This is a genomic window from Pseudomonas arcuscaelestis (genome assembly GCF_016881005.1).
Classification (GTDB): Bacteria; Pseudomonadota; Gammaproteobacteria; order Pseudomonadales; family Pseudomonadaceae; genus Aquipseudomonas; species Aquipseudomonas arcuscaelestis.
Window position 1 is genome coordinate 125520 of sequence record NZ_JACOPV010000019.1, and the last position, 11391, is coordinate 136910.

At 53.6% G+C, this 11391-nt stretch carries 7 protein-coding genes and 2 pseudogenes; 7 read left to right on the forward strand and 2 right to left on the reverse strand.

Annotated features, from left to right (window positions below; all coding sequences use genetic code 11):
* Nucleotides 1–8: 8 nt before the first annotated feature.
* A complete protein-coding gene (locus H8F21_RS25405; RefSeq protein WP_203585605.1) occupies nt 9–254 on the reverse strand; it encodes a hypothetical protein in 246 nt (81 codons plus the stop codon).
* 456 nt (nt 255–710) lie between these two features.
* Here H8F21_RS25405 and H8F21_RS25410 point away from each other — a divergent pair.
* Nucleotides 711–979: pseudogene (locus H8F21_RS25410) on the forward strand (KUP/HAK/KT family potassium transporter); the annotation flags it as partial.
* 128 nt (nt 980–1107) lie between these two features.
* Here H8F21_RS25410 and H8F21_RS25415 read toward each other — a convergent pair.
* On the reverse strand, nt 1108–1656 hold the full coding sequence (locus H8F21_RS25415; protein WP_203585595.1) for a cytochrome b: 549 nt from the start codon (nt 1654–1656) through the stop codon (nt 1108–1110).
* Between the two features lie 331 nt (nt 1657–1987).
* Here H8F21_RS25415 and H8F21_RS25420 point away from each other — a divergent pair, with 331 nt between their 5' ends.
* The 6 genes and pseudogenes from H8F21_RS25420 to H8F21_RS25445 all read left to right on the forward strand — a co-directional run.
* Complete coding sequence (locus H8F21_RS25420) at nt 1988–2719, forward strand: hypothetical protein (protein WP_236043219.1); 732 nt, start codon at nt 1988–1990, stop codon at nt 2717–2719.
* Between the two features lie 13 nt (nt 2720–2732).
* Complete coding sequence (locus tag H8F21_RS25425; RefSeq protein WP_203585596.1) at nt 2733–5378, forward strand: molybdopterin dinucleotide binding domain-containing protein; 2646 nt, start codon at nt 2733–2735, stop codon at nt 5376–5378.
* Nucleotides 5379–5563: 185 nt separating this feature from the next.
* Entirely contained in the window at nt 5564–7012 is a 1449-nt protein-coding gene (locus H8F21_RS25430; protein WP_203585597.1) for a short-chain fatty acid transporter, read from the forward strand.
* Nucleotides 7013–7212: 200 nt separating this feature from the next.
* Nucleotides 7213–8520 carry an OprD family porin gene (locus H8F21_RS25435; protein WP_203585598.1) on the forward strand — a complete coding sequence of 436 codons (1308 nt, stop codon included), beginning with the start codon at nt 7213–7215 and terminating at the stop codon, nt 8518–8520.
* Between the two features lie 201 nt (nt 8521–8721).
* Nucleotides 8722–9642, forward strand: a complete 921-nt coding sequence (gene lhpI / locus H8F21_RS25440; RefSeq protein ID WP_203585599.1) for a bifunctional Delta(1)-pyrroline-2-carboxylate/Delta(1)-piperideine-2-carboxylate reductase — start codon at nt 8722–8724, stop codon at nt 9640–9642.
* Between the two features lie 306 nt (nt 9643–9948).
* Nucleotides 9949–11286: pseudogene (locus tag H8F21_RS25445) on the forward strand (proline dehydrogenase family protein); the annotation flags it as partial.
* Between the last annotated feature and the right edge of the window lie 105 nt (nt 11287–11391).

Genomic DNA, 11391 nt, shown 5'->3' on the forward strand with positions numbered 1-11391 from the left:
CGACAGGCCTAGTTGTGCCAGGGCGTGATCCTGATAAACCGCTGCACACCAGGGCTGGCGGTTGAGGAAGTCGACGATTGGGGATTGCAGGAACTGGTAGCGAGGACCAGATGCCCCAACGTTGCATATAACGCAGCCAGCTGTGGTTTGCGCAGCCCCGGAGTATTGGTTTTGGAATCATCGAGACTGAAATTGAAGAGATGGTGTTGCCAGCTCTGATAAACATCCAAATGCGTTACTGCTACGTCGTCCATGGCGATGACCTGAGGGCTGAAAAAGCTTCTGGGGTAGGGTGGCGATATAGTAGCACGCGCCCGCCGGCAGACGACTCAAGCTCGGCGTGGACGCGGATAACAGCGTCTTCGTCATCAACCTAAGCTGGGGAGGAGATCCAACCTATCGCCTCATCCCCGGGGTTCTCATTCAGTGTGAGCCCATGATTGGATCTTGTCTGTGAGCTAGCTGCATAGGTTACGTGGGTGATCGCAATATCAGCCTGACGCCGGCGCAAATGATGTTGAGGGAGGGGACGTAACCCTGGATTCGGCCGACTGGATCTTTCAGGTACGATTGCGGCGAGCCTTCACTAAAGGCAATTTGTCCGAACACTACTCCATGGAGGGAATCAATGTCAGACCAGAACCGTCACCTTTCATTGTTCGAGGAGGACTACCTTTCTCCGTGAGCTGGGGCCGGTTGCGCTCCGAGGCTACCGTGTGCAACTGCATTTCGGCTTTATGGGGAGCCGGACGTGCCGGCGGCGCTGGGTTTGTGTCACCTGGACGGGCTGGATTTCAGCCCGATGCGCTGCACCTACTTCCTCAGTCGCGAGGCAGTGATCTCGACCAAGCGGATCGGCATGGCGCGCTGGCGCGAGGGCGTATTCGCCTTTCTATTGAAGGACGCCAACAGCAACGTGCGCTTCTTCAACCTGCCGTTGAACCGGGTGATAGAGCTGGGAACCCAGGTGGAAATTTGAGTGCCGCCTTCGCGATTCGTTGGGCGTCGGGCTTTTGTAGGAGCCAGCAAGCTGGCGATGCCTTTTGTTGCAGAGCTTTCTCCAGCAAGCTGGCTCCTACAGACATCCACTGCTAGGCCGCAGGCGGCTTAGTCGCGACCGGGGAGCATGCGCACGACGGTGTTGTCGCGGCTGATGAAGTGGTGGAACAGGGCGGCAGCGGCGTGCAGGCCGATCAACCAGTAGCCGACGACGCCGGCCAGTTCGTGCCATTCCTTGATCTCGCCGGCCAGCGGCGGGTTCTTGCCGATCAGTGCGGGCAGTTCCAGGCCAAAAAACGGAATCGGCTTGTCGGCCGCGCTGAGCACCAACCAACCGGCCAGCGGCGCACCGATCATCAGGGCGTAGAGCGCCAGGTGCATGAGCTTGCCGAGGGCTTGCTGCAAGCCTTGTGGTGCCGGTTTGATGTTTGGCGTCGGGGCGATCAGGCGGGCGAATAGGCGCAGCCAGACCAGCGCGAAAACCCCGAGCCCGAGCATGAAGTGCCATTGTTTGAGCAGCTCGCGGGTGTCGCTGCCCTTGGGAAAGTTGCCCTTGAGTTCGATGCAGGCATACAGGCCGGCAATCATCACTAGCATCAGCCAGTGCAGGGCGATGCTGAGGCTGCCATAGCGGGATTCGGTATTTTTCCAGGCCATCGCGGTTTCCTTGTTAGCGCTGAGTCCGCCGGGGGGCGGGGAAGTGCTGGATAATGAGCGGGCCAGCTTAAGCCAGCCTTAATTGTTGATGCGGTGCGCGAAAAGCGTGCGTTTCCACAGAACGCTTATAGTCGACCGACTGATGCAGAGCTGCCTAGCTGAGGCGAAAGTGGCACAAGGGGAGGGCGCGCGGGTGTGGCGGAGTGACGGTAGTCTGAGTACAACCGCCACAAGGCAATCACCACACTCTATGCTGGTTGGTACCGTTCACCACTTCAGCACCAAACACGTAACGATCCGAGCAGGATGATAGAAACCGATTAGTCGCCCGGTGCACTATGCCTTCGTTGATAGAGGCGACACGTCTAGCGATTACAAGGAAGGAGTACGCTTATCAGTCCGAGATTTGCACAGGTTTGCCATCGACGATCCTGTATCTTCTTGGAGTGACAGTCATGGGGTTGGCCGCAAAACTCTCTACCGTTGTAATCTGTGTGATGCCAAGCAAGGTATCGAGCTACTGCAGAAACGTCGCGCCACGTGGGCTGAGCTTGGCCCAGCCTGGCCGGAAAGTGCAACGGATGTCCTTGCTCAAGCAGTGGAGCTGCTGGGGCAAATTGCTGATCTCAAGCAGCGGCTCAGTACGACCTACAGTGATGCGATCGAGTCGCTCGACATTGATCTCTTGCTGAGTGAGTGGAAGGAGGCAGAAGAGTCGTTCTGGCCCAAGTCCTGGTTCGGTAAGCGCCGTATCTCAGCTCTGTTGGCCTCCGCTCAGATCACAGCGGGCGAAGTCGATCACGGTAAAGATCTGGCCACCTGGGCTGAGATTCGCTCTTTACGTCGCGCTATTGATGAGCTGGAGCCAGGGCACGAGTGCGTTGCGGTTTGGCAAGGCTCGAAATCTGAAGCCGAGCAGCTCTCGACGGCTATCAAGCTTCAAGAGGCTATTCGGCTTCAAAAAGCTGACTCGAACTGGGTCGATGAAGGATTGCATTTGGTCGAGCAGGGCCAGCTCGGAGAAGCATTAAAGGAAGAGCTGCAGCGGCTTAGTGCGTTGTGACAACGGGCGTTTTTTGCGTGCAGATGACTTGGGTCTCAAGCCAGGGGATGAGCTGTTGTACTGGGACAGCCTGCGTGAAGAAGCTGCTTTGTTGCCGCGGGCAGAAGCTGGCGACGTTGCGATGGACTACCAGAACGCAACGTTGCGGGGTCGATTCCAGGTGAAGGCGAAGTCGGGGTTGATCGAATGCCAACCGGTGTTTGAACTTTATGCTCAGGCCTGTGCTGCTTACACGCCCAAGCGTACGGCTGAGTTGACTTGGGTGAGTGAAGAAGACTTGCACCAAGCAGCAACACTTATCTCAGAGGCTTCGAGCGTCGCGTATCACTCTTGGTCGGGTGTGGGGCAGCAAAGCAATGCCACCCAGAACGAACGAGCGATCGCGTGCCTCTATGCGTTGACCGGCAGTTATGACGCAGCGGGTGGAAATCAGCTTTTACGCAAACCTCCTTATCGGCCTGTGAATGGTTTGGATCTTGTCCGAGAAGAACAGCGGGTCAAAGCTTTAGGGTATGACAAACGACCCTTAGGGCCTCCGGCACAAGGTTGGATTACGTCGCGCGATCTATACGAATCCATCACCACGGGCGCCCCCTACCGCGTCGAGGGCATGCTTGCGTTTGGCACCAACCTGCTGTCTTCACACAGCGACACCGCCTTGGGCATCGAAGCGCTGAAATCTCTCGACTTCTATGCTCATTGTGATCTGTTCTTAAATCCGAGTTCTCATTACGCTGACCTTGTTCTGCCGGTCAATACACCATGGGAACGCGAAGGACTGCGTATTGGGTTTGAAGTATCTGCAGAAGCTGAGCAGCATATTCAGTTGCGCCAGCAGATGGTTTCTTCCCGGGGAGAGGCCCGGTCGGATAATGACATCGTTTTTGCCTTGGTTAACCGTTTAGGTTTCGCTGATGATTTCTTTGGCGGAACACTTGAGCAAGGTTGGAACGCCATGCTTGAACCGTCCGGGTTGACCGTCGAAGAACTGCGCAAGCATCCGGAAGGTATTTCGGTCAGCGTCATACAACAAACCCATAAATATCGGAGCACGGGATTTGCCACGCCCACGGGGAAAGTTGAGTTCTACAGTGAGCGGTTGTTAGAGCACGGCTACCCACCTCTCCCGAATTTTGTCGCTGAGCAAGACCTCATGGCGACGGATAGTCGCTTTCCCTACGTGTTGACCAGTGCGAAGAGTGGTTACTTTTGCCATAGCCAACAGCGCAGCGTGGCAAGCTTGCGGCGCAAATCGCCCTCACCTTTACTAGACATTTCCTCTGAGTTGGCGCAGGAAAAAGGCATCGCTGATCAGGACTGGGTTCGCGTCACCACTCGCATGGGGAGCGCGAGATTTCGTGCAAGACTTATCGAATCCCTCCATCCACGCGTGCTTGTCGGTGAGTTTGGCTGGTGGCAGAGCTGCGTCGCCCTAGGGCAGCCGACAATGCCTGTCCTGGGGGAAGCGAACAGCAATTACAACAGCCTTATCGACACCCAACGGGTAGACCCCGTAAGCGGATCAGTTCCTCTGCGCGCATTCACGTGTGATGTCTCCAGAGAAGCAAGCGAACAAGTACAGCCCTCACGGTGGAAAGGTTATCGCCCTTTCGTAATCACGGCACTGGACGCTCAAAGCGAGGATGTCACTCAAGTCTCCATGGAGCCGCTTGATCGGGGGCTGCTCCCCAATTACGAGCCTGGCCAACACGTGACCATTCGGCTTGATGTGACGCATCCCGACCAAGGATTGATCATGCCTAGAACCATTGCCGTGCGTTCCTACTCGTTAACCGGGCCTGCTGTTGAGTCAGGTAAAAGCCATTACCAGATCGCTGTGCGTCACGCGAAAGCTCGCGGGCCAATGGGGGAGGATTGGGACGGCCTGGTCTCCAAGCACATCAACCAGCGATTGAAAGTGGGCGACAGAATAGAGCTTCAGGCGCCCAGTGGGACGTTTGTCATCCCTGTGCACTCACCGCGGCCCTTGGTTTTTTATGCGGGCGGTATCGGCATCACTCCATTTTTGTGTGCGCTGGAAACCGCTGTCGAGGCGAAATCCAAGGCCGAGATGCTGTTGCTCTACGGTAACCGCAACCATCGAGGTCACGCGTTTGAAAAGCGCTTGAAAGAACTTCAACAGCATCTGCCTGGGTTGAAGATTATCAATGTTTACAGTGAGCCTGAAGTGGGTGCCGCGTTAAACACTGATGTTATTCATGGGTACCTGAATCTGAATCTAGTTGAAGACAATTGGATGGCCCGCCGTGCTCTGCACTACATGTGTGGCCCCCCCATCATGATGAAGGCGTTGACTGAAGGATTATTAAGCGCTGGCGTTCCTCGATTCGATATTTTCAAGGAAATATTCCGATCCCCGGTGGCTCCGAAAATCGAAGCTAATGGGACATTCGAAATCACTTTTTCTCGTAGTGGAAAAACCCATACATGGACAAGCGAGGCCGGGCCACTTCTCTCATTTTCGGAAAGCCTGGGTATTGAACTTCCTAGTGGTTGTAGGGTGGGTCAATGCGAAAGTTGTGCGGTACGGGTTCTAAAAGGAGAGGTCAGTCATCTTCATGGTGGTGAGCCAGAGGATCCGGAGATTTGTTTGGCGTGCCAAGCGATACCAACAACAAATCTGACGCTGGATGCTTGATTAAACCAGGTGTCAGGAAACATGTACGAACCTAGAAGGAAAATAAAAATGCGCAGTACCAAGGTTCTTTCAATGTTAAATCAAGTAGCGCCGTCCTGCTGCTGCCTTAAGCCATGTCGTAGCAACGGTTTTTTGCGTGGCATTTCAAAAAACCAATTCAAGTTGCGCATGCAGGGAGTACTGGCATGAACACTGAACGATTGAGTAATCCGGTATATAAAAACACTACAGGTCGATTGGAGCGCATTGCTGTATCGGTCAGTAACTGGTCGGAAAAGTGGTTTCCCGAGGCTTACATCTTTGCTGCGCTGGCCGTCATCGTAGTGACATTGGCGGCGATGTACATGGGCGTGCCCTTGGTACAGGTCGCACGTGGATTTGGCGATGGGTACTGGACACTGATTCCGTTCACCATGCAAATGGCCTTGGTCGCGATTTCAGGGTACATCGTTGCCGTCTCGCCGCTGGCCTCTCGCTTGATCAACTCCTTGGCGAGCATGCCCCGCAGTGCACGAGGTGCTGTGGTGCTGGTGGCCTGTGTAAGCATGGGGACGTCTCTATTCAATTGGGCGATTAGCTTGATCCTGAGTGGCTTGCTGGCAAAGGCCATCGCCCGGCGCAAGGACTTGCACGTCGATTACCGGGCCGCGGGGGCTGCTGCTTACTTAGGTATGGGCGCTACCTGGGCCTTGGGTCTGAGTTCGTCCGCTGCTCAACTGATGGCAAACCCTGCAAGTTTGCCGACAGGCCTCATTGAAATCAGTGGTGTCATTCCGTTCTCGGAAACGATTTTTACTTGGCAATCGATGTTGATGACAGCGATTTTGATCGTGGTCTCCGTTGCAATCGCCTATTTCTCCACACCGACTGGAAACCGCGTAAAAACCGCCGCTGATTTGGGTGTCAATCTGACTGAAATCAACTTGGATGTAAGTAAACCCCAGCGACCTGGTGAATGGCTGGAATACTCGCCGGTGATGACGATTCTGGTGGTCGCGCTTAGCTCGATCTGGCTTTACAGTGAGTTCACCAGTAAAGACCCAGTACTCGCGATATCAAACCTCAATACGTATAACTTTCTGTTTCTGACACTGGGTATGCTTCTGTGCTGGCGGCCAATCCGTTTTATCCGTGCCTTCGCCAAAGCCGTGCCTTCGGTAGCAGGAGTGCTGATTCAATTCCCACTCTATGGGGGCATTGCCTACATCATGACCAAGGCGGCCAACGGAGATGGCCAAACCCTGTCTCATGTGTTGGCGTCAGGGTTTGTGTCGGTCGCGTCGTACGATACGTTTTCAGCGGTCATAGGTCTGTATTCCGCTATTTTGGGATTCTTCATTCCGTCCGGTGGTGGTAAGTGGCTGATCGAAGCACCTTATGTAATGCAGGCGGCCAATGAACTGAAGGTCAATCTGGGTTGGTCGGTGCAGATTTACAATGCCGCCGAAGCTCTTCCCAATTTGATTAATCCGTTTTGGATGTTGCCGCTACTAGGCGTTCTAGGGTTGCGGGCCCGGGATATTGTCGGCTTTACATTCACGCAGTTACTGTTGCATTTACCGCTCGTATTGTTTTTGTTGTGGGCCTTTGCCAGTACGTTTCAATACATTGCACCGGTCATTCCGGGAAAATAATTGTTTGACTAGAGGTCTGGGTGGGTGTTTCGTTTATCTATTGAAAGCGCGTTGAATAGTGTGCGCGGGATTTTTAGGTAAGTGAAATAGCCATTCAGGCCGCTGGCTGGCGTTTGCAGCTTTCTACTTTTGTTACGTCGGGCGGTGACGTTTCCGTATTGATTCTGCCTCTTAAAATTAAAATAATCGGAGCGCTATGAATGAGCAGTAAAAAAAGTGCTGTAACTTTTGTGTTAAGCAGTATTGTCCTGAGTACCCAAGCCTATGCTGACTTCCTAACTGATAGTAAAGCTACTCTGGGAATGAGAAATTTATACTTCAATAATGACAACCGTGATGGTATCGCCACGCCATCGAAAACCGAAGAGTGGGCGCAGGGGTTCATGCTGGACTACAAGTCAGGCTACACCGACGGCACGGTCGGTTTTGGCGTTGATGCACTGGGGATGATGGGTATTACCCTGGATAGCGGTATGGGACGGCATGTCGGCAGCACCATGATTCCTTCGGACAGCGACGATCGCGCCGTCGACGAGTGGGGCCGGTTGGGGTTGACCGGTAAAGTCAAAGTGTCGAAGTCCGAAATGCGCTATGGCACGTTGATTCCGAACCTTCCGATTCTGGTCGCCAACGATGGGCGCCTACTTCCACAAACCTTTGAGGGTGGCCAAATCACTTCAGGCGAGTTCAAGGATCTGACCCTGACAGGCGGACGAATCGAGCATGCAACAGGTCGCGGTTCAACTGATCAGACGGGGCTGGCCGCTATGGGCGGTACGCGCCAAAGCAACCAGTTCGACTTCGCAGGGGGCGACTGGAAAGTCACCAAGGACTTGAAGGCCCAGTACTATTACGCCAACCTCGACAACTACTACACCCAGCAGTTTTTTGGACTGACTCATACGCTTTCGCTTTCGGACAGTCAATCCCTGAAAACTGACTTGCGCTACTTCAAAACAGACTCGTCAGGTGAAAACAGCTCCGGTACATCAGGTTACAGAATCAGTGGCTACACCAAAAACGGTGATGGCGTGATCGACAACCGTACCTGGAGTACCGCATTGATTTATAGCCTTGGCGGCCATGCGATCACTGCGGGTTACCAAAGCGTATCGGACGGTAGTAGCTTCACCCAGCTCAATCAGGGCAGCTTGGTAGACAAAGGCGCCGGGGGCACCAGCCTGTACCTGTATACGGATCGCTTGATCCAGACTTTTACCCGCGCAGGGGAGCGCACGTCATTCGGTCAGTACGCCTATGACTTTGCCGCCTTAGGTGTCCCAGGCCTGAAAGCCTCGGTCATGTACCTCTCTGGTGACAATATCAAGACGACGTCTGGCGACGACCAGAAGGAATGGGAAAGAGACATCAGCCTGGAGTACGTCCTTCAATCCGGAACGCTGAAAGGCGTCGGTTTTGGCTGGCGTAACGGCAAGTCTAACAGCGAAGCCGCTCGTAACCAGGATCAGAATCGAGTGTTTGTAAGCTACAGCATTCCGCTTCTCTAGAGGGCTGGGCGGGTATTTCATTTATCCATTTAAAGTGATTTGAGCAGTGTGCACTGCACTTTTAGATGAACTAACTAACCATACAGACCGCTAGATAAAAGTTTTTGGCGCTGATTTCATAGCCGCGCCTGAACCGCTTTCGTCTGCATTAAAGCCGCTACTGCTGGTTGTGTATCGGCAAATTTATAAACGGAGAATGACATGACCGATAAAAAGTACATCATCTGTGACAAGGCAGAAACCGCTGCGCTGCTGGATTTCGCTCAACTGACAGATGCGCTTGAACAAGCATCTCAGGAGTATACCCAAGGTCAGATTTCCAGCCCGGAGCGCATGGTTGTGCCGATGGCTTTAGGAGGCGTTATGCTGAGCATGCCCGCTGTCTCTGAAGATTTGGCGATCCACAAATTGGTCAACGTACAACCGAAGAATCGGGAACTCAATCTTCCAACGATTCACGGTCATGTCTCGGTTTATGACGCCGAAACGGGGAGCCCACTGTTTATTCTGGATGGGCCCGAAGTCACTGGCCGTCGCACGGCGGCAGTGACCATGTTGGTCATTCGCACATTCAAGGCTTCGCTGCCCAAAGAAATCCTCATCATCGGCACGGGGATGCAGGCCACCTATCATTTGCAGGCGATCCAGGCGCTGTATCCAGACAGTAAAGTTTGGATGCGCGGAATCAACGCAGCTGATGCTCAGCAATTCTGCACAAACAATCGGGGTGTACACGCCAATCTTCATCCGTGTGCTGATGAAGAGGTGCCAGAGGCTGTCGATGTAATCATCACCTTGACCACCAGCACTGTGCCTGTTTACAACCAATCTGGCCAAGCGGGAAGGCTTGTAGTGGGCGTTGGAGCCTTCAAACCAGAAATGGCTGAAATCGGAAAAAACACGTTGTTCAGCAGTGATATTTATATCGATGATCCAGCAGGTGCGATGCATGAAGCTGGCGACCTGATTCAAGCTGGCGTTGATTGGAGTCAAACTCGATCGCTGGCTAGCGCCTTTACCGAAAAGCCCGACCTGACGCGTCCCATTGTCTTCAAAAGCGTGGGGACGGGAGCGTGGGATTTGGCTGCTTGCCGCGTAGCACGCGCTAAATTGGGCGTCTGATACCACCTAATTGGCTTGTTCTGAATACCGCTACTTAATTAGGTCGAACCGTTATGTCGTCGTCATTGTATTAAGTGGAGTTGGAAGGCTGTTTTCTGAGTTCGTCAGTAATCGAGTTCAAAGAGTTGTTTTATCTCTTTGTTGAGTGATTGTATTCGCTTGCGGAATCTGCGTGTAGCCACTGAGTAGTCAATAAGGTGGTGTCACCAGTCACATGAGTGCCGGGAATTCTAATCATGGCTGTGCTTGGTTGACCATCGGGCCGATTGAATTCAGGTCACACTCGCTTGCTAAACATAGAATTTTAAAGTTCCTAGCAATATTGCAGAGGGCACAGCGTTGAACTATTTGAACGAGATGGTCGGTAAAAAGACTGGCGAACCAAGAAATATCATGTTCGATGACATGCATGAACCTTTTGCTGAGTTTGCTGCAAGCATTCTACCCCAGTCCGTAATGCGGGCAGCCATCACGGCAGCTTATCGTCGTCCAGAAACGGAAGTTGTGCCCCTGCTGCTGGAGCAGGCTCGCCTTCCGCAAAAAATGGCAACCTCAGCCTGCGATTTGGCAGCGTCCATCGCAGAAAAGCTTCGCAATCAAAAAAATGCAAGGGGGCGTGCGGGTCTCGTTCAGGGCCTGCTGCAGGAGTTTTCTTTGTCTTCCCAGGAAGGCGTCGCCCTGATGTGCTTGGCTGAAGCGCTATTGCGTATCCCTGATAAGGGTACTCGGGATGTGCTGATTCGCGACAAGATCAGCTCTGGCGACTGGGAGCCTCACTTGGGCAACAGTCCATCGATGTTTGTTAATGCCGCTACCTGGGGCTTGTTGCTCACGGGAAAACTGGTATCGACAAACAGCGAGACAGGGCTCGCCTCGCTGCTTCGTCGGATCATCAGTAAAGGGGGAGAGCCCCTGATCCGCAAAAGTGTCGATATGGCCATGCGCATGATGGGCGAGCAGTTCGTCACCGGCGAGTCGATTGCGCAGGCGTTGGGTAATGCCAATCGTCTGGAGGAGCAAGGCTTTCGTTACTCCTACGACATGCTGGGTGAAGCGGCACTGAGCGCACACGACGCACAGAGATACCTGGTGTCCTACGAGCAAGCTATCCATGCAATCGGTAGGGTTTCAAACAACCGTGGCATCTATGAAGGCCCGGGAATTTCGATCAAGCTTTCTGCACTACATCCGCGTTATAGCCGTGCGCAGTATGACCGGGTCATGGATGAACTGTATCCCCGTCTGCTCTCACTGACGTTGCTCGCCAAAAAATACGATATCGGTCTTAACATCGATGCTGAAGAGTCCGACCGACTCGAACTGTCTTTGGATCTGCTGGAGCGTCTGTGCTTCGAGCCGCAATTGGCAGGGTGGAATGGCATTGGATTTGTGATCCAAGCTTACCAGAAACGCTGCCCGTATGTGATTGACTACGTGATCGACCTGGCTCAACGCAGCCGCCACCGCCTCATGATTCGTTTAGTGAAGGGTGCGTACTGGGACAGTGAAATAAAGCGTGCCCAAGTCGAAGGGCTGGAGGACTATCCGGTTTACACCCGTAAGGTGTACACCGATGTTTCCTACGTAGCCTGTGCGCGCAAACTCTTGTCTGCACCTGAGGCTGGGCGGCCTCAAGGAGCAAGTGCAACACCTGATGTAAGGTGTTGTCATGTCTACCCAATACAGTCACCTGAGTACCGAGGAGCGCGTCACCATCATGGTGATGCTATTTCAACGGCAGACGCTACG

Bases quoted from the DNA above. Each gene is read 5' to 3' on its own strand.
- H8F21_RS25405 (WP_203585605.1), bottom strand. From the start codon at position 254: ATGGACGACGTAGCAGTAACGCATTTGGATGTTTATCAGAGCTGGCAA.
- H8F21_RS25415 (WP_203585595.1), bottom strand. From the start codon at position 1,656: ATGGCCTGGAAAAATACCGAATCCCGCTATGGCAGCCTCAGCATCGCC.
- H8F21_RS25435 (WP_203585598.1), top strand. From the start codon at position 7,213: ATGAGCAGTAAAAAAAGTGCTGTAACTTTTGTGTTAAGCAGTATTGTC.
- lhpI (WP_203585599.1), top strand. From the start codon at position 8,722: ATGACCGATAAAAAGTACATCATCTGTGACAAGGCAGAAACCGCTGCG.
- H8F21_RS25430 (WP_203585597.1), top strand. From the start codon at position 5,564: ATGAACACTGAACGATTGAGTAATCCGGTATATAAAAACACTACAGGT.